Origin of the sequence: Methanolobus sp. ZRKC2 (assembly GCF_045291185.1) — an archaeon.
Lineage (GTDB): Archaea > Halobacteriota > Methanosarcinia > Methanosarcinales > Methanosarcinaceae > Methanolobus.
In genome coordinates this window covers 1,361,151-1,381,078 of sequence record NZ_CP146980.1, presented here as the reverse complement: position 1 = coordinate 1,381,078, position 19,928 = coordinate 1,361,151, and the positions used below count along the sequence as shown (strand labels likewise).

Sequence of the window (19,928 nt, the reverse complement as noted above, 5' to 3'; positions counted from 1 at the left end):
TTTTACAAATCTCTCACTCTCTTAACTGCAAGGGTTCACCGCAGCACGGACATATGGACCTTCCTTCATCACAAACATCACAGGGATTCACAACTTCCATCTCAAAATCGCAATTCTCACAGAAATAACGGTCCCCTATTTGCATATCGCACGTCTTGTTCATGGAATCTTACCTCCCATAATTCATTTGTTTCCCCGGAAAATATAATTTGCGCAGATATGTGCAGAATTTTTTAAGAGATACCGATATGCTTATCCGGGATAGCTCCAATTCCAGCACATGGATTTTAGAGTACTCTGTGGCCATATGAACATAGGCAACGTTCCTGAATTTTTGGCACGGCTCTCATTAATATCTTCAGATAATGGGACTATTATCCAGGCAATGGATGTCGGAAAGGTAGCAGGGGAGAAACATATCATGTTTGCCGTCGAAAAGGCATTGCGTGCGATAAATAACAATTGCAATGCTGCAAAGGATCCCGGCATCGAGATCATGAGATATGCTTCTGGGAAAAGACAGATTGGGGAAGCGTTTTCTATGGGAGTTCATGAAGGAGAGATGGATCTTGTCTTTGTTATCCTAGGTGATTCTGAAAATATATCCATTTCAATGTCAGCACTGGAGAAACTGGTAAGCAGGAACAATTCAATCGATTACTCTGCTGAAAAGAAGGAAGCAATCCTCTCTCAGTTTGACATAACGAGCAAAGAGATCGATGCTGTAGGAGAAGAAATGATACCTGATCTGGTTCTTGAAAGAGTAGCTCTTGTGGATGTATTGAAGTAGTTCTCAACAGATAAAGGCTAACATTCTAATATGGAAATTGTTAATACAGGTATTACTTAATCTATTTATGTGGAATTAATTGAAATCAGGGGAAGATAATTATGCCTCATCCGAAAACAGCAGAAGAGATGATAAAATGTGCAGGTTCGATAGAAGCTGAGCTTCTTCCAAGGTTATTGCATGTTACTGAAGCAGCAGCTATTGCGGCATCCTACCAGATGGGCCGCGGAGACAAACACTATTCTGACCAGGTGGCAGTAGAAGCCATGCGCAGGATGCTGAATTGCCTTGATATGAAGGGTATAATCAAGATAGGGGAAGGTGAACGTGATGAGGCTCCGATGCTCTATATCGGAGAGAAAGTCGGTACATGGGAGGACGATTTTGAGGTGGATATCGCAGTTGATCCTCTTGAAGGTACAAACCTCGCTGCAAATGGATTTCCCGGAGCTATCGCGGTTATGGCAATGGCAGAAAGAGGAGGCCTTTTTCACGGACCGGATATCTATATGGACAAAATAGTAGTGGGTCCCGAGGTTGTTAGATATGAGCGTGAGCATCCCGATAAAAGAATAGACCTTGACGCACCAGTCCGCAAGAATCTTGAGATCGTTGCGGAAGCCCTTAACAGAAATGTAGATGAACTTGTCGTTGTTATTCTGGAAAGGAAGAGACATGAGCAGAAGATTCAGGAAATAAGGGAAGCAGGTGCACGTGTGATCCTTGTTACCGATGGTGATCTCATGCCCGGCGTGTCTACAGCTATAAGGGGTTCAGGAGTGCATATGGTTCTAGGATCTGGCGGTTCAGGGGAAGCTGTTCTCACTGCTGCTGCAATAAAAGGTCTTGGTGGAAAAATCCTTGCTCGTTTGGTACTTCCTACGGTGGCTAATGGCAAGTCCGATGAGGATGTTGCAAAGGAAAAAGAAGAGAAAATGGAAAGGCTGGCAACCATGGGTATAACCGAAGAGAACATCAATGATGTGCTTGACACGGAGAAGCTGGTGCCGGGAAAGGATGTAATTTTCTCAGCAACCGGGGTTACCTCTGGACCAATTTTGCGTGGTGTGAGTCTTTTCGGTGAAGGTGATGCAAGGGTGCACAGCCTGACTATTGGCAGTTCGGGTGTAGTTAAGTTCACTGATACCATTTACATCCATGACAAGGAAGAAACACCTCTGCGCTACCAGTAATTGAAATGAAGGTTCACGTATCAACCTACGGATGCTCTGCAAGCCAGGCATCCGCAGAGATTATGACGGCTACTATCCGAGACAGAGGTCACTCTCTTGTTTCCGAGAAGGATGCCGATGTGCTGGTTATCAATACCTGTACTGTAAAGTATACTACAGAGCAGAAGATTCTGCATAAGATAAGGGAAGCAGGTGAACTTGGAAAGGAAGTAGTGGTTTCGGGATGCATGCCTGAGGTCCAGCTGGATGATATCCTGGCCAGGAATCCTGAGGCTCACATATTAGGAGTAAATTCTGTTTCCGGGATTGGCCAGGTGCTTGATTCACTTGATTCTTCCGGGGAAAATGTGCGACTATTCATGAAGAAGCCCGAAGGTTTTCAGAATGTGCCCCGCATACGCTTCAATCCCAACATACACATCTGCCAGCTATCCCAGGGTTGTAATTATTCCTGTGCCTACTGTATCGTAAGTATAGCCCGTGGGAAGCTAAGATCCTTTGAGCCGGAGGAAATTTTTGCAGATATCAAGAATGCTGTTTCTGAAGGATGCCGGGAAATATGGCTGACATCCCAGGACAATGGGCAATATGGAACAGATAAGAGTGTACTTCTGCCTGAACTGTTGGATATGATATGTGGCATACCCGGGGATTTCAAGGTGCGAGTAGGAATGATGAATCCCTTTTCAGTAATTCCTATTCTTGATGATCTGCTTGATTCTTTTGAGAATGAGAAAGTTTACAAGTTGTTGCATCTTCCTATACAGTCAGCTTCTGACAGTGTCCTTGAAAAGATGAATCGTTATCATGGTATTGAAGAAGCTAACGATGTTATACGGAAGTTCAGGGAAAGATTCGATGACCTGACTCTTTTTACAGATATTATAGTAGGTTTTCCCGGAGAAGGAGAAGAAGATTTTCGGAAAAGCCTCGAATGGGTAAAGGAGTTCCGTCCGGACAAGGTGAATATCTCCAGGTATACTCCCCGCCCACTTACAAAGGCCCTGGATTTCAGGCAGATCGATTCCCGTATCATTGTCAGAAGGTCCAACGAACTTCATGATGCTTGTGAAAGCATCAAGCTAAATTCCAAGAACTCTTTGGTGGGTCGTGAATTCAATGTTTTTATTTCCAAGGAAGCAAAACAACGGGGAATGATGGCACGTACGGATTCGTATCTCCCGGTTGTGATACCTGAATGTGGTCCGGATTCCGGCCTTGGGCCTGGAGTGTCCTGCAGGGTTAGTATATATGAGGCCACTCCGGGATATTTCCTGGGAAAGATTATTAGTTGACTGTAAAAAGGTTATGGAAATGAGTATCACTCATCTTCCTGATGAACTTTTTCAAGTACTTTCTTGTCGTATACGTTGACAATATCGCTTCTGGTTATTATTCCCAGCAGTTGCCTGTTATCTTCTCTTGACACTACAGGAAGTCTCCCGATATCTTTTGAGGCCAGCCGTCTTAAAACTGTGTTGAGAGTTTCGTCGGGATACGCGACTTCAATTTCTTTGGTAGATATGTCACAGATGCTTCTTTCAAACTCGTCTTTTTTGACTTTGTCCCTGAGGTCTTTAAGGGTTACTATTCCGCAGAGCTTTCCACTTGAGTCAAGCACCGGGAATCCGGCGTGGCGACTTGACTGCATAAGGTCTATCAGTGCTGTTACGTCTTTGTTTTCAGAAACCGTCTGTACATTATGCTTCATGGCATCACGTACAAGCACGGATTCCATGATGTCAACTTCCTTACCCTTGCGTATGATGAAACCCCGCTTACGGAGTCCTTCTGTGAATATCGATTCGGGATTCAGTGCACTTGATACCAGATTACTTACAACACATGCGAACATGAGTGGCAGGATCAGGTTGTAATCCCTTGTCAGTTCAAAGAGTATGAGTATTGCCGCAAGAGGTGCGTGGCTGGTACCTGCCAGCAAGGCTCCCATTCCTGCAAGTGCGTAAGCTCCTGATTCGGCGGTAATTTCAGGGAATAAGCTATGTACGATAGTCCCATATGCGCCGCCCAGCATGGCTCCCGTGAACAATGCGGGGACTATGGAACCTCCCGAACCTCCCGATCCGAGGGTGAATGAGAATGCGACTATCTTCAGGACAACAAGTGCAAGCATAAGACTAAGAGCAAGATTGTTTGCAAGCGCATCCGTAATTGTGTCGTACCCGACTCCGAATACCTGAGGGTAGAAATAACCTATTATTCCTACAAGCAAACCACCAATTGCCGGTTTGACAATAGGGTGGAAATTAAGGGTTTCGAATGCGTCATGTGTTGCATCCAGAAACCGCATTAATATGACTGCAGTAATCCCTGCGCAAATTCCAAGGATGAGGTAGAGTATTGATTCATAGAAAGGACTCACAAGTTCGTAATTCGATACCTGGATCGTTCTGACTCCGAAGACAGTGTTAGAAACAAGGGTAGCAAAGACTGCTGCTATGACTATAGGTATGAAAGTGCTGGCTTCAAGTTCACCCAGAATTACTTCTACTGCAAAGACAACTCCCCCAAGAGGTGCGTTGAAAGATGCGGCAATCCCTCCGGCAGCGCCACATCCAAGGAGTATTTTTACGCGATCTCCACGTATCTTAAGATTTCGGGCGAGGGATGAACCAATGCCTGAGCCTGCAAGAACAACTGGCGCCCCTTTTCCAACTGATCCTCCTGAACCAATGGAGATCACAGATGCAAGGACTTCCAGGAAAGCGTATCTGGGAGAAATTCGTCCTCCTCTGAGTGTAGTTGCTTCTATGACTTCTTCAATATCATAGCGCCTGATTTTTATGAAAAAGTGTGCAATTATGCCAACAAGAAGACCACCAAGAGCAGGAAGCAGGATTACATAATAATCCGGGAGCCCGGAAATGCTACCAAAGAAAAGGCTTTCACTACCTATAAGAGCATAATTGTAAAGGACTATCGCAAGCCCAGTCAGGATGCCCACAATGAGTGCTAAAGTATTGGATATTACAGATTCGTTCTGAAACCAGTGGTAAAGGTTATGTTTAATTTTTTCCAGCAAATCATCCAAAGCAGGTCATCTCTATTAAAACCAAGTTGTCAAGAATATCCGTGCATTATAGAAAAACTTTACCAATAACTATTTAAATTGGCTGATAATATATTTATTTCAGCTCCTTAATTAATGTGATTTTATAATTTGGAACAAAATAAATAATTTTATAATATATTATTGTATATTACCTCTTAGTGGAGATATGTGGGTGTATCAGTTGTAATACTGGATGTCCACATTAAACAATACATATCAAATATAGGGTACGTAAAGTGCACTAACTGAAAAGTGGAGTATGACTTTAGATCTTGTCAGTCTGGAGTCTAATTAAAAATTGTCATCGAGGGTGGTAGTTATGCATCCTTTTACTAAAAACGAAGTTAAAAAGAGATTACTGAATAATGTCAAAATTCTTATAAGCATTTCAATTGTGCTTTCGATATTTAATCCTGTATTTATTGCGAGCGCTGCTTCAGGTGCAATTGCATCTGTTGATGATCTTAGTTTAGATGTTGGGGAAACATCTTACGTTTCCATCAATATTGGAAATTGCAGTAACGTTACAGCTTTGAACGCTACTCTTAGTTTTAATGATAATACTGTGGAATTTGTCGGAGCTATAATTAGCACAGGTGTTTCAGGTTCTTTGATCAACAAGAGCTCACCAGGAACTGTTAATATTGAGCTTACTGAAATGAACCAATTTAATGCGACCGGGCAGGTCTCGGTAGTTGATGTAATTTTTAAAGGAATTGAAATTGGAAGTGATGCTGTTTCTCTTGATGTTGTGGAGCTGACCACACCCCTTGGTTCAGAATTCCTGCCAGATTCCAGTCTTAATGATGGTTCTATTACTGTGGACTCAGAACCTGTTTCTAATAATGCTCCTGAGTTCGGTATTATTTCCGACCAATTTGTCAATGAAGGTGAAAAGCTCTCCTTGTTGCTCAATGCGAGTGACATTGATGATGACAGCCTTACTTTCAGTAAGAATTCCAGTATCGGTACCATCTCCGGTCATTTCTTCAACTGGACTCCTACTTCCTCTGACATCGGTATTCATTACATCAATTTCAGTGTCAATGATAGTGAGCTCTCGGATCACTCCGTTGTTACTATTACTGTAGAATCAGAACCTGTTTCTAATAATGCTCCTGAATTCGGTACTATTGCTGACCAATCTGTCAACGAAGGTGAGGAGCTTTCCTTGCTGCTCAATGCAAGTGACATTGATGATGACAGCCTTACTTTCAGTAAGAATGTCAGTATTGGTACTATCTCCGGTCACTTCTTCAACTGGACTCCTACTTCCTCTGACATCGGTATTCATTACATCAATTTCAGTGTTAATGATAGTGAGCTCTTGGATCATTCCATTGTTACTATCACTGTTAATGACGTAAATCATGCTCCAGAATTCGGTATTATTGCTAATCAATTTGTCAATGAAGCTGAGAAGCTCTCCTTGCTCCTCAATGCAAGTGATGCTGATGATGATATTCTTACTTTCAGCAAGAATGTCAGTAATGGTAGTATCTCCGGTCACTTCTTTAACTGGACTCCTACTTCCTCTGACATTGGTACCCATTACATCAATTTCAGTGTCAATGACAGTGAACTCCTGGATCACTCCATTGTTACTATCACTGTTAATGACGTAAACCATGCTCCTGAATTTGGTATTATTGCTGACCAATTTGTCAATGAAGGTGATGAACTTTCCTTGCTGCTCAATGCAAGTGATATTGATGATGACCTCCTTACTTTCAGTAAGAATTCCAGTATCGGTACCATCTCCGGTCATTTCTTCAACTGGACTCCTACTTCCTCTGACATCGGTATTCATTACATCAATTTCAGTGTCAATGATAGTGAGCTCTCGGATCACTCCGTTGTTACTATCACTGTTAATGACGTAAACCATGCTCCTGAATTCGTTACTATTGCTGACCAATTTGTCAATGAAGGTGATGAACTCTCCTTGCTGCTCAATGCAAGTGATATTGATGATGACCTCCTTACTTTCAGTAAGAATGCCAGTAATGGTACTATCTCCGGTCATTTCTTCAACTGGACTCCTACGTATAATGATTCTGGAATTCACTATATCAAGTTCAATGTAACCGACGGAATTGCATTTGATAGTGAGACCATTAAAATAACTGTGACCAACGTCAACCGTGCGCCACAATTCAATCATGTAGGCCAGCAGAATGTCAACGAAGGTGATCCTCTTTCATTCACTGTAACAGCAACTGATGCGGACGGTGATTCTCTGACATATGAGGTTTCAGGTGATCCCTCCGATGCTACAACGTCTTCAAATTCTAGTGGAATAACATTGAGTTGGACTCCTGATTTCAATGAAGCAGGCACTTATAATGTAACATTCTCAGTTACAGATGACGTTGTTGAGGATATTTTGATTGTCCCGATAGTCGTTAGTGATGTAAATCGTGATCCTGAATTTACTTCTCTTGAATCAATCTATACTGTAAATGAAAATGCTACACTAACAATTACTCTTGGTGCATCCGATCCTGACGAGGATGATTCTATCACCGTATGGGTGAATAATAGTGACAATGCTTCAGGAGCACTCAATGGAGGCTCTTACATCTGGAATACTGGTTATCTTGACAGTGGTGCTTATAATATAGAATTTGCAGTGTCAGATGGAAAATCAAACGTTACCTCAATAGCTACTGTAACTGTCAACGATGTGAATGCTCCTCCTAAATTCGAGCAGGTTTCATCTAAAACAGTGGAAATAAACAATAATGTCCAGTTTATGATCAATGCAACTGATATATATGACAACGATCCTCTCAACTATTCAGTAGTAGAGGGTACTTTGCCGACCAATGCAACATTCGATAATTCCACCCTCCTGTTTAGCTGGACTCCTTCTGATAGTCAGAAGGGAACATTCCCTGTTAAGTTTCAGGTAACCGACGGAGATGATTCGGATTATATGACCGTTTCAATAACCGTAAAGGACTCATCAACCAGCACAAGCTCAAGCTCCAGCAGTTCTGGTGGTGGAGGCGGTGGCGGAGGAGGTGCTACTGGCGAAGCATATGAGAATATTGATTTCAAAGATTATGTCATCAAGTCTGTTGTAAAGGATATGGAAACTGTCTTCAGCTTTGTAAAAGAAGACAATAGCATAATTTCTGTAAGCTTCACTACAGGCATCAATGGCGGACAGACAAAAGCAGTAGTTGAAATGCTCAAGAATACTTCCACGCTTGCCTCTGAAGATCCTTCGGGAACTGTTTACAAGAACATGAACATCTGGATGGGAGATGGAAAATTCCTTCCGGAACTAATCTCCGATGCGAAGATAGTGTTTAAGGTAGAAAAGAGCTGGATTGATGATAATGACATTGATCCTGATTCAGTAAAACTGCTCAGGCATTCAGGAAGCCAGTGGACACAGTTGCCAACTTCCAGAACCAGTGAGAATGATGAGTATTTCTACTATGTTGCCGAAACTCCTGGATTTTCACCCTTTGCTATTTCAAGCGTTGAAGAAGAAACTGTAGGTGTGCAGGCAAGTGACGAAAAGGCAGAATCCATATCAGAGGACAATGATGTCAAAAATTCAGTGGACGAAATGGTAACACAAGAAAGTAATATTGCAAACCAGGATGAAAAATCAACCGGTTTTATTCCGTTTGTTTTGATTCTTCTGGGAGCTGTTTTCATTGGGCTGCTAGGCTACAATAAAAGAAATTATTGTGAACAGTATTACGAAAGGATTCGGATGAATCTTGGTAATCCTGATGGAAAACGTTACAGACGTGTTAAAAGATAGTCGTAGGCTATTTTTTAACCTATTTACAGGACAGGGTCCAAGTATCCTGATTCTTTATTTAGATATATAAATAACTGAAAATTTATATTTATAGCTATATCTTCAGTAATATTTATCTCATGAAAAGAAAATATTGCCGTATAAGCGGTGGTACATATAGCTTTCAGATTTCCTTGCACATTTCAGGATTCCCCAGTAAACTCCTACTGTAAATTCAGTAGATTGTTTTCATATCTCCTTCTTATTCTGTTGGCTTTGTTTACTTCTTCTGCAGCAGCCGACAGTCTGCTTACCGATGATAATGTTCTTGGAGTAAGCAATGCTCCTGTTCTTGAATTAATAGGTGACAAATCTGTAAGTGAAAATAGTACGCTGACATTTGAATTATCCGTAACGGATTCTCATAATAGCAATATCAGATACTTTTCCTCAAATTTACCTGAAGGTGCAAGTTTGGATAATATATCAGGTGTTTTTGAATGGATACCAAGATATGACCAGTCAGGTGTTCATTATGTTGAATTCATTGCCAACGATGGAGAATACAATGACTCTGAATATATTGCCATTACAGTACTGGATGTGAACCGTCCACCTGTGTTTTCCACAATTGCCGATTCTGAAACGGAAGAAAATGCTTTTCTAGAGATTACACTGATGGCTTCCGATCCAGATGATGACATCCTTGAATTTACTAAAAATGTACCTTTTGGCACGATTTCCAATAACAAATTTTCATGGCTCCCTTCCTATAATGACTCGGGAAACTATACGATAAACTTTGCAGTGAACGATGGTAGTGAAGAAGTGGTCCGAACTGCGAAAATCAATGTTAAAAATGTGAATCGCCAACCAATCCTGTATTATATCTCTGATGTGGCAGTGAACGTAAGTGAATCAGTCAATATATCATTGGCTGGTTTTGATCCTGATGGTTATAATCTGATTTACTCTAATGTGAGTGCCTTGCCAGATGGTGCTTCGTTTAATAGTTCAACCGGAATATTCCAGTGGATTCCAACAAAGCACGCTAAAGAAAGAAATAATATAGTTTTCACAGCAAATGACGGCATATCAAGTTCAAATGTGAAAGCTGTAGAAATAATGGTTGACGTCCATAATTCTCCTCCTGTCTTCAATCCTATTTCGCCACAGTCAGTAAATGAGAACAGTACTCTTTCTTTTGAAATCAGTGCTATTGATTATGATGGTGATGGTCTTAGCTATTCAATGAGAACATATCCAGATGATGCTACCTTTGAGAGTACAACAGGATCGTTTGAGTGGACTCCTTCCTATGAGCAGGCAGGCACATATGTTGTTGAGTTTATGGCGATGGATAATGGCATATTTGATTTCAAATCGTTCGCATCGGTTTTGATTGATGTACACGATGTTAATCGTGCTCCTGTGATTTATCTGGATGAAACTGAAACTTATACTGTTAACGAAACGGAAACTCTTTTTGTAAACTTAAGTGTTTCAGATATTGATGGTGATTCTTTATCTCTTTCAACTAATGCATCATTTGGGACTTTGCGTGGAAACACTTTCATCTGGACCCCGGATTATAGTGATTCAGGCATTTATGATGTGCAATTCCTCGTTTCCGATGGAGATCTAAATTCAAGTGCTTCTGCAACTATATTTGTAGACGAAACAAATATGCCTCCTGAACTTGAAAGAATCGGATCCAGAACTGTTATTGTTAATGATACATTGCTTTTTACTGTAAATGCCTCTGATGGATATAATGATGAATTATTCCTATCTGCAAATGGATTGCCTGCCGGAGCTACATTCAACAATTCAAGCGGCTTTTTTTCATGGTCCCCTACCATTGATCAAAAAGGACTACATACAGTTTCTTTTCAGGTTACAGACCAGGAATTAAATGATTACGAAACAATATCGATAAATGTGAAGGAGCAATCGGAAAACAGTAACGAGACCACCCCAACTACTTCCAGTAGCATAAGTGGTGGTGGGGGCGGTGGAGGTGGCTCTCAAAATACCGGTGAGGCATATGAGAACATTGATTTCAAAGATTACACTATAAAACCTGTCCTGAAGGATGTGGAAACAGTTTTCAGTTTCGTAAAAAAGAATAACAGCATAACTTCTGTCAGTTTTACTACAGGTATCAATGGCGGACAGACAAGAACAGTTATAGAAATGCTCAAAAAAACTTCTACGCTTGTTTCCAAAGCTCCTTCCGGAAATGTTTATAAGAATCTTAACATATGGGTTGGAGATGGAAAAATCCTTCCTGAGATAATTTCTGATGCAAAGATAGCGTTTAAGGTAGAAAAGAGCTGGATTTCTTCCAACGACATCGATCCTGACTCAATAAAGTTGCTCAGGTACTCTGGAGATCAATGGACTCAGTTACCGACTTCCAGAATTAGTGAGAGTGATGAATATTCCTATTATGTTGCTGAAACCCCTGGTTTTTCCCCATTTTCTATTTCAAGTGTAGAAGAGGAAGCTATAAATTCAGGGACAAGTGGTGAAACGATTGCATTGTCACCAGATGACAATAATGCAAAAAAGTCAGTGGATGACAAAGCAATCAAGGAAAGCAATATTGCAAATCAGGATGAAAAATCAACTGGATCAGCTATATTCATTTTGGTTTTGCTGGGAGTTGTTTTTATCGGATTGTTTGGCTACACCAAGAGAGAATATTGTGAGCAATATTATGAGAAGGCCCGGATGCAATTTGGTAATCCTGACGGAAAACGCTATCGTCGCTTGAAACGTTAGTCATCTATTCTTTTTAAAAATATTAAACTAAATTGATTATGAATTTAGCTGATGCAATTAGCATTTCAGTCTATTTGGATCAATGAATTTTCTTATCAGGTAATTATATACTAAAAACAGTTTCTATAAAGCTTATTGCAATCCAGATTAAAACAAATTCGTTGATGGTGGGGATTCATGATATGTTCTTTTTTTCTCAAAGAGTGAGAACTACGGGGACAGGTCAATGTACTCATAAAAAAATAATTGTTTTCTTAGTCTTTATCTCTTCTCTGCTGCTGATTCCTGGATTGGCGATAGCAGATTCTTCTGAGAGCAGTGAAAATGATTCCGATAATGACGTAGAAGATTCCTCGGACAAAAAGGAGAAGAATGGAGGAAATGATCATTCTTCTGACGATGATTCGGAATCCAAAAACGATGATAGTGATGTCGGTGATGATTCTAATGATGAATCATCTCCTGAAGAAGATGACAACGCTGGCAAGTCGAATGACAGTGGGAATGGCAAATCTTCTGATGATGATGGAGAATCTGATGATATCGAACCAGACGATGATGAAGATGCCAGTGAAGATTCCGGTGATAATGAGGATGAAACCTCATCTGATGACATTGAACCAGATGATGTTGAAGATACCAATGAAGATTCCGGCGATAATGAGGATGAAACTTCATCTGATGACATTGAACCAGATGATGTTGAAGATGCCAATGAAGATGACAATCAATCCAATGACGATACAGGATCGGACGATTCGGAGGAGGATGGTGTCGATGAAAATAGTCCTTCTGATGGTGATGCCGAATCAGATAGCGACACAGGTGATGATTCATCCAATGATGATGTCAGGTCGGGTAATGTGAAGGAAGATCAAATCGAAGATGATACTTCCTCTGAAGATAGTAATGAATCGGGTGATGATAATTCATCTGATGATGACAACGAGTCAGATGATATGGAAGATGATTCCTCGAATGACAGAGAGAAAAAAGGACAAAGTAATCACTCCTCTGACGAAAATTCGAAATCACATAGCAGTGATGGAAATGCCGAGGATGATAACTCTTCTGAAGAGGATTCCAAAGCCGGCAATGCGAATACTAATGATCGGAGAAATGAAATTTCCTCAGAGGATAACAATGAGTCGGATGATTCAGAGGACGATAGATCATCTGTCGATAGTAACGAGTCAGATAGTGCTGAAGATCAAACCGATGATGAAAATTATTCTGAAAACACTTCTTCAGGTGATGAAGAACAAGGCGAGGATGAGGTTCAGCATGCAGAAGATGACAATGAGAGTAATGAAGCTATAAACAGTGCTTCAGGCAATACAACTACTGAAGATTCAACGGATTCGGCAGATTCCGGAAACTCAGCTGACACAAGTGGTACCAGTTCATCCTCCAGCAGTTCAGGGAGCAGCAATTCAGGTATTTCTAATCAGGCACATGAACCGTATGACAATATTGAGTTCACCGACTTTTCCTTCGAATCGGTTCTGAGCGGTAACGAAACGGTTTTTGATTTTAGCGAAGGAAAGACAGGCATTATATCAATTAGTTTCATGCCACAGTTAAGCGGGGGGCAGGTCAAGACAATAGTTGAATCATTGAAGAACACCTCAACTTTTGTAACTGAGAATCCTCCCGGTATAGTTTACAAGAATTTTAATGTGTGGGTAGGGAAAAGTCAGTATGCGCCTTACAAACTCACTGAAGCAAATGTAAACTTCAAAATAGAAAAGAAGTGGCTGGAATCCAACGATATCGAATATGATAACATCGTACTATACAACTACCATAGTGGATGGGATGCACTGGCAACAGAAAAGACGGATGAAGATGAAAAATATGTGCATTATGAAGCTCAAACTCCCGGCTTTTCAATGTTTGCCATAAGTGCGGATGAAAATTCATCTCTCACTCCTTCCGATGAAGATGAAGGTAATCTATCAGAACAAAATGGAAGTTATTCGAAAGATGAGTCTTCTGTTTCAGGTGAAATGGCTGTTACTTCTGAGACATCGAATATATCGTATGGCTTATTAATAGTGGGAATCAGCGTATTTGTGCTTTGGGTTATCGGATTTATAGTCATAAAACGCAGGGTGAGTCTTGATGAAACTGACTCCCAATTGAAGAATCAAGATGAAGAAGTGCTCAAGCAACACAAGAAGTAGTCTGCTATAAGGAATGAATCCCGGAACTGATTTTTCTCGGTGTTTAGTAATTATCCATTATCTTTCCCAATATTTTATCTATAATCGGGACTTAAGGTTAGCAAGGGAAATTCAGGGAAAAATATGCTTGACAGAATGTTTAATCCGAAGGCTGTGGCAGTGATAGGTGCTTCCAGAAAAGAAGGTAAAGTAGGAAGAGCGGTACTTGAAAACCTGGTAGCAAACGGTTTTGAGAACATTATACCTATAAACCCCAAAGATACTGAAATACTCGGGTTCAGTGCCTACCAAAGCATTCTTGATATACCGAAGGAGAAAAGTGTTGATCTTGCTGTCATAGTTATTCCTGCAAAGCTCGTCCCCGAAGCTATAGCCCAGTGTGGAAAGGCAGGTGTAGCGAATGTTGTTGTCATATCAGCCGGTTTCAAGGAAGCAGGTGTAGAGGGTGCCCGTCTGGAAAGGGAATGTGTTGAGATATGCAAACAATACGGTATCAGAATGGTGGGGCCCAATTGTCTTGGAATTATCGACACTGATTCCGGTCTTAATGCGACCTTTGCAGCAAATATGGCACATAAGGGCAATATTGCTATGATGTCGCAATCAGGTGCAATCTGTACTGTGGCTCTGGACTGGGCGGATAAAACAAATGTAGGCTTTTCCAAGTTTGTCAGCTTAGGGAACAAGGCAGACCTGGATGAAAATGATTTTCTGAAATTTTTTGAAAAAGATACTTCCATTAAAGTTATTGCTGCTTATCTGGAAGGTGTGAAAAGCGGTCCCGATTTCATCAGGATAGCACAGGATGTCACCCGGTCCAAGCCGGTAATCATTGTGAAATCCGGACGCACCTCTGTAGGTTCAAGAGCGGTTTCCTCACATACCGGAACGCTTGCAGGGTCTGATGCAGCTTATAATGCAGCTTTCAGACAAAGTGGGGTCATACGTGCAGACTCTTTGATAGAAATGCTTGACCTCTCAAGGGCTTTTTCATCTTATCCTCTTCCGAAGGGCAGGAACATTGCTATTGTTACTAATGCTGGTGGTCTTGGCATATTGACGGCGGATGCATGTGCCAGTGCCGGGTTGAACATTGCATCGTTTGAGGAACCAACCATCAGTAAATTGCGTGATACCTTGCCTCCTGCTGCGAATATATACAACCCGGTAGATGTTCTGGGGGATGCCAGTGCGGATGTATATGCGCATGCTTTGGAAATCGTACTTGCAGATGGTAACGTAGATGGTGTAATTCTTCTTGTTTCTCCCCAGGCAATGACCGATGTGGGTGAGATCGCCGAAAAGATAGTTAATGCGATAAGAAAATCGGAAAAACCGATTTTGTGTAACCTTGCAGGGGGGACACGTATTTCGGAAGGGGAGGATCTGCTGCAAAAAAACGGTATCCCTAATTACCCATCCCTGGAGCGGGCAGTTAACAGCATGGATGCATTATGCAGTTATTACTCAATAAGAAATAGAAAATACACTTCATCAGAGGAGATCAGTTCTGACAAAGATGCTGCGGATGCCGTAATAAAGGAAGCTATCTCAAATAAGGAACGCATACTCGGTCTTGAATCCATGGACATACTGGCTTCTTATGGTATTAATGTGGTTGATTCCCGAATAGTGAAAACACTTCCTGAGGCTGTCGGGGTATCTGAAGAGATTGGCTATCCCGTTGTCATGAAAATAGTCTCGCCGGACATATCTCACAAGACCGATGTGGGAGGTATACGTCTTAACCTGAAGCATGCGGATGATGTAGAACGTGCCTATAATTCCATGATGTCGGATGTCCATCGTTATATGCCGGATGCAAGGATAGCGGGCGTGCAGGTTCAGAAAATGCTTTCCGGTGGAAAAGAGGTTATCATTGGCATGAACAGGGATCCGCAGTTTGGTCCGCTTCTTATGTTCGGGCTTGGTGGTACCTATGTGGAGTTCCTGAAGGATGTCTCATTTGCCGTGGCACCGATAAGTGCAGATGAAGCAAAACACATGGTGTCGTCAATCAAAACCTATCCTTTGATTGCGGGTGTGAGGGGTGAGACACCTGCAGATATCAATTCTATCATTGACGCGCTTATGAAGATCTCGCAACTTGTGATGGACTTCCCCGAGATCCTGGAGTTCGAAATAAATCCTTTGATGGTGATGCAGGATGGGGAAGGCTGTGTCGCAATGGATGTAAGGTTCACTATAGATGTAAACTAAGCTGTAACAAACATATATCAATAATACTTCGCAGGGTTCAATGTTATGGAAATCAGATTCAAGGGAGCAAGATAATGGCATCGATATTGGTTAGTTCTTCAGAGAAATTTTCAGGTAAAAGCTCCATCTGTATGGGGCTGGGAAAGATATTCCGGGACAAAGGTTACGCAGTCGGATACATGAAACCAGTGGGAAATCTCCTGATAGATGTGCATGGTTCTCTCACGGATGAAGATGCTGAAAGCATTAAGGAAATGCTCGGACTCGATGATCCTACTAAACTGATAACTCCTATTCACCTGACAGACAGTTTGATAGATGATGCACTTACAGGTGTCAAAAAGGATCTTGATGAGAGGCTTCTGGAAGCCTATTCTATTATCTCGGAAGATAAGGATGTTGTTTTTGTAGAAGGCACGGGAGGTATTGGCGGAGGGGCTATGTATGGTCTTTCTGATCCCGAGATAGCTTCCAAACTCCAGACCAAAATGCTTCTTGTGACACGTTTTGATTCCATCTATGCAATCGATCGTATATTGTGTGATCTTCGCATAATACAGGATTCAAAAATACTTGCAGGTATCATCCTCAACGAAGTACCAGCAGATATGATGGAAAGAGTTACCGAGCTTGTTGTTCCTTTCCTGGAGAAAAAAGGTATCAGGGTATTCGGGGTTATTCAGCAGGATAAGACACTTCGTTCGGTGCCGATCTCTGAAATAGTTGAAGGTTTGCGTGCAGAAGTTCTTGTAGGTGCAGACAGGCTTGAAGAGTTTGTTGATAATTATCTTGTCGGAGCCATGGAAGCAGGTTCTGCTATCAAGTATTTCAGGAGAATTCCTAACAGTGCGGTGATAACCGGTGGTGACAGGGCTGATATACAGATGGCTGCCATCGAAACAAGGGTGAAATGTCTGGTGCTGACAGGGAACATGCTTCCGAGCGGTGCTGTCCTTGCAAGTGCCGAAGAGGCGAACATCCCCGTGATTCTTGTTCGCGGTGATACCATGACTACGATTGAGAGGATGGAGCAACTGATGGGTCACGCTCACATAAAACAAAAGGTAAAGCTCGACAGAATGGTCGAGCTGCTGGAAAGAAATGTTGACCTGAAATCGATCGCTGAAAGTATAGGCCTGAAATTTTGAAAAGAGGAGTGAAAACAAAGAGAACCTTTACGGTTCTCTAAGGAAATATTGTAATAGTCACTCCTCTTCTAATGTTTTCTTTTTTAGCTCATCAACAACTTCCGGATCCTGCAGCGTGGTAACGTCGCCTGTATCCTTTCCATTGGCTATGGCTTTGAGCACTCTGCGCATGATTTTGCCACTGCGTGTCTTTGGCAATTCATCGGAGAAGATGATTCTCTTAGGACGCGCAAAGGGTCCTATATTGGAACTAACATGTTCAATAAGCTCTTTTTTCAGCTTATCATCTCCGGATATGCCGGACTTTAAGATCACATAGGCATAGATGACTTCTCCCTTTATCTCATCTGATTTGCCCACAACTCCTGCTTCTGCAACCGATGGATATGATACCAGTATGCTTTCGACTTCTGCCGTACCGATACGATGACCGGCTACTTGGATTACATCATCAACTCGTCCACTAATATGGAAATAGCCATCATCGTCCAGTTTTGCCCCATCACCGGCAAAATAGGTATTTTTGTCCCATTTTTCCCAGTATGTCTCTATAAACCTCTTTTCATTTCCATGAATAGTTCTGACCATACTGGGCCAGGGTCTGGTGATAGCCAGCAGGCCATCCTCTCCCGGAGGCATTTCATTTCCATTGTCATCTAGTACTGCTGCCTTAATTCCCGGGAAAGGGAGAGTTGCACTCCCGGGTTTTGAAGTTGTGATTCCCGGAAGAGGTGATATCAGTACCATTCCTGTCTCTGTCTGCCACCATGTATCTACAATAGGACACCTGCCTTTTCCTATATTTTCATGATACCAAATCCATGCACCGGGATTGATAGGCTCTCCCACAGAACCCAGCAGCCTGAGTGTTGAAAGATCATGTTTTGCAGGCCATGTATCTCCCCATTTCATAAAGGACCTGATTGCTGTGGGAGCTGTGTATAGTATGGTTGCCTTATGCTTTTCCACAATGTCCCAGAACCTGTCTTTTTCCGGATAATCAGGAGCACCTTCATACATCACAATGGTTGCACCGTTTGAGAGTGGTCCGTAGACAATATAGGAATGCCCGGTTATCCAGCCACAGTCAGCGGTACACCAATAAATGTCATCGTCCTTGAGATCAAAGATCCATTTTGCGGTTATATGTGTCCCGACCATATATCCTCCTGTGGTATGCACGATCCCTTTTGGCTTTCCGGTAGTGCCGCTGGTATACATTAAAAATAGCATATCTTCTGAGTTCATTGCCTCAGGCTCACACACAGGTCCTGATGCTTCCATGAGATCATGCCACCATATATCCCTCCCGGCTCTCATATTGATATCGTTGTCAAGATGTTTGACAACAACAACCTTCTGGACCGCGCTACAGGAATCCAGCCCGCAATCAACCTTTTTTTTCTGCTCGACTATTTTCCCTCTTCGATAGTAACCGTCACAGGTTATGACAAGGTCGCTTTCAGCATCTGAGATACGTGTGCACAGTGACTCACCGGAGAAAGCCGCAAAAACCACACTATGGGGAGCACCTATCCTGGCACATGCAAGCATCGCGATGACTATCTCAGGTATCATTGGCAGGTAAATGGTAACAATATCACCTTTTTTCACGCCAAGTTCTTTAAGTACGTTTGCAAAACGAGAAGTTTCTACAAGGAGTTCTTTATAGGTGTACTTCCGGATCTCCCCGTTTTCCCCTTCCCAGATAATGGCAATCTTGTCTCCGTTTTTTCTGACATTTGCATCAAGGCAATTATACGACGCATTCAGCTTTCCACCAACAAACCATTTTGCGTGAGGAGGTTCCCATTCAAGAACATTATTCCATTTCTCGAACCATTCTATTTCTTCTGCCTGTTCTTCCCAGAATGCTTCAAAGTCTTCGTTGGCTTTTTTGTAGACATCAGAGTCATTGATATTTGCATTTTTTACAAAATCATCTGGTGGTCTGAATTCGAGGTCTTTTGCTTGAGGATTGATCGTTTCACTCATTGATAACACCACAGTTTGAATATTGTTCCCCAAAACAATATTGTATCAATTTGCTTAAATCGTTTGTTATAAGAGAAAAAATAAAGATAAAGGGCTTTTAATAACCCTAAAAAAGATATTTCGGATTATTTCATCATTTGCAGAACATCGCACAATTTATTGACGGTATCTTCTGCTGTTTTTATACCTTCTTCGTCTTCAGCAGCAGGTTTTTTGAGTATTCCTCCGAAGTGCCCGCCATCACCGACAACTATCATGCCATGTATGTGCATCCATTCATGTATTGACTGGACCGTCTTTTCCTGGCCTCCGTTCCTGGAACCGCCGATGGCCATTGCTGCACCCACTTTGTTGTTCAACTGGAAACCCTGCCTTCTGAGCAGGACACTCCTGTCACAAAGTGCCTTGAGCTGTGCGGTCATTGTTCCAAAATATACAGGTGAGGATACGATAATGCCGTCTGCCTGTGCAAGTTTATCGTATACTGGCTGCATATCATCATCTATTGGGCATTTTTCTCCTTTTCCGCAGACTCCGCAGGCAGTACAGGGACCAATTTCAGATCCTGAGATCAGGACAGTCTCAGTCTCAAACCCTCTTTCCTCTGCAATACCAAGCATTTTTCCAATGAGTGTATCATTATTGCCGTCTGTTTTAGGACTTCCTGAAATTCCGATTATTTTCATTTTATCACCGATGAAAATTTCCATTGATTGCCGTTGAGAATTACAGGTCAACAAATATTAGCTTTTGCTAACCTTCGACTAATCTTT

12 protein-coding genes are annotated in these 19,928 nt (G+C 41.9%); 8 read left to right on the top strand and 4 right to left on the bottom strand.

Going from position 1 to position 19,928, the window contains the following annotated elements:
- Window positions 1-13 precede the first annotated feature (13 nt).
- Window positions 14-163 (bottom strand): hypothetical protein, encoded by a 150-nt coding sequence (locus tag V7O62_RS06385; RefSeq protein ID WP_406658170.1) that lies wholly within the window; start codon window positions 161-163, stop codon window positions 14-16.
- A 117-nt stretch (window positions 164-280) separates the two neighbouring features.
- Here V7O62_RS06385 and cgi121 point away from each other — a divergent pair, with 117 nt between their 5' ends.
- From cgi121 to V7O62_RS06370, 3 genes are all read left to right on the top strand, one after another.
- A complete protein-coding gene (cgi121, locus tag V7O62_RS06380; protein WP_406658169.1) occupies window positions 281-790 on the top strand; it encodes a KEOPS complex subunit Cgi121 in 510 nt (169 codons plus the stop codon).
- A gap of 101 nt (window positions 791-891) precedes the next feature.
- Window positions 892-1,983 carry a class II fructose-bisphosphatase gene (glpX, locus tag V7O62_RS06375; protein WP_406658168.1) on the top strand — a complete coding sequence of 364 codons (1,092 nt, stop codon included), beginning with the start codon at window positions 892-894 and terminating at the stop codon, window positions 1,981-1,983.
- 5 nt (window positions 1,984-1,988) lie between these two features.
- Complete coding sequence (locus V7O62_RS06370; protein ID WP_406658167.1) at window positions 1,989-3,278, top strand: tRNA (N(6)-L-threonylcarbamoyladenosine(37)-C(2))-methylthiotransferase; 1,290 nt, start codon at window positions 1,989-1,991, stop codon at window positions 3,276-3,278.
- Window positions 3,279-3,304: 26 nt separating this feature from the next.
- Here the strand turns inward: V7O62_RS06370 and V7O62_RS06365 are convergent, their stop codons facing one another.
- Window positions 3,305-5,026 (bottom strand): chloride channel protein, encoded by a 1,722-nt coding sequence (locus V7O62_RS06365; RefSeq protein ID WP_406658166.1) that lies wholly within the window; start codon window positions 5,024-5,026, stop codon window positions 3,305-3,307.
- A gap of 349 nt (window positions 5,027-5,375) precedes the next feature.
- On the opposite strand from V7O62_RS06365, the gene V7O62_RS06360 reads away from it, so the two are divergent.
- The 5 genes from V7O62_RS06360 (at window position 5,376) to V7O62_RS06340 (ending at window position 17,160) form a co-directional block, all read left to right on the top strand.
- Complete coding sequence (locus V7O62_RS06360) at window positions 5,376-8,840, top strand: PGF-pre-PGF domain-containing protein (RefSeq protein ID WP_406658165.1); 3,465 nt, start codon at window positions 5,376-5,378, stop codon at window positions 8,838-8,840.
- Window positions 8,841-9,095: 255 nt separating this feature from the next.
- Window positions 9,096-11,606 (top strand): PGF-pre-PGF domain-containing protein, encoded by a 2,511-nt coding sequence (locus V7O62_RS06355; RefSeq protein WP_406658164.1) that lies wholly within the window; start codon window positions 9,096-9,098, stop codon window positions 11,604-11,606.
- 290 nt (window positions 11,607-11,896) lie between these two features.
- Entirely contained in the window at window positions 11,897-13,792 is a 1,896-nt protein-coding gene (locus V7O62_RS06350) for a PGF-pre-PGF domain-containing protein (protein ID WP_406658163.1), read from the top strand.
- Window positions 13,793-13,915: 123 nt separating this feature from the next.
- Entirely contained in the window at window positions 13,916-16,012 is a 2,097-nt protein-coding gene (gene acs / locus V7O62_RS06345; RefSeq protein WP_406658162.1) for an acetate--CoA ligase alpha subunit, read from the top strand.
- A gap of 74 nt (window positions 16,013-16,086) precedes the next feature.
- Entirely contained in the window at window positions 16,087-17,160 is a 1,074-nt protein-coding gene (locus tag V7O62_RS06340; RefSeq protein ID WP_406658161.1) for a phosphotransacetylase family protein, read from the top strand.
- A gap of 57 nt (window positions 17,161-17,217) precedes the next feature.
- On the opposite strand, the gene acs (V7O62_RS06335) is transcribed toward V7O62_RS06340, so the two are convergent.
- Together acs (V7O62_RS06335) and V7O62_RS06330 are read right to left on the bottom strand one after the other, a co-directional pair.
- Window positions 17,218-19,155, bottom strand: a complete 1,938-nt coding sequence (acs, locus tag V7O62_RS06335; RefSeq protein WP_406658160.1) for an acetate--CoA ligase — start codon at window positions 19,153-19,155, stop codon at window positions 17,218-17,220.
- A 125-nt stretch (window positions 19,156-19,280) separates the two neighbouring features.
- Window positions 19,281-19,841, bottom strand: a complete 561-nt coding sequence (locus V7O62_RS06330) for a flavodoxin family protein (protein WP_406658159.1) — start codon at window positions 19,839-19,841, stop codon at window positions 19,281-19,283.
- Between the last annotated feature and the right edge of the window lie 87 nt (window positions 19,842-19,928).

Excerpts from the sequence above, each read along its gene's own strand:
- V7O62_RS06370 (WP_406658167.1), top strand. The coding sequence starts at position 1,989 with ATGAAGGTTCACGTATCAACCTACGGATGCTCTGCAAGCCAGGCATCC.
- V7O62_RS06340 (WP_406658161.1), top strand. The coding sequence starts at position 16,087 with ATGGCATCGATATTGGTTAGTTCTTCAGAGAAATTTTCAGGTAAAAGC.
- acs (WP_406658160.1), bottom strand. The coding sequence starts at position 19,155 with ATGAGTGAAACGATCAATCCTCAAGCAAAAGACCTCGAATTCAGACCA.
- cgi121 (WP_406658169.1), top strand. The coding sequence starts at position 281 with ATGGATTTTAGAGTACTCTGTGGCCATATGAACATAGGCAACGTTCCT.
- acs (WP_406658162.1), top strand. The coding sequence starts at position 13,916 with ATGCTTGACAGAATGTTTAATCCGAAGGCTGTGGCAGTGATAGGTGCT.
- V7O62_RS06385 (WP_406658170.1), bottom strand. The coding sequence starts at position 163 with ATGAACAAGACGTGCGATATGCAAATAGGGGACCGTTATTTCTGTGAG.
- glpX (WP_406658168.1), top strand. The coding sequence starts at position 892 with ATGCCTCATCCGAAAACAGCAGAAGAGATGATAAAATGTGCAGGTTCG.
- V7O62_RS06330 (WP_406658159.1), bottom strand. The coding sequence starts at position 19,841 with ATGAAAATAATCGGAATTTCAGGAAGTCCTAAAACAGACGGCAATAAT.
- V7O62_RS06360 (WP_406658165.1), top strand. The coding sequence starts at position 5,376 with ATGCATCCTTTTACTAAAAACGAAGTTAAAAAGAGATTACTGAATAAT.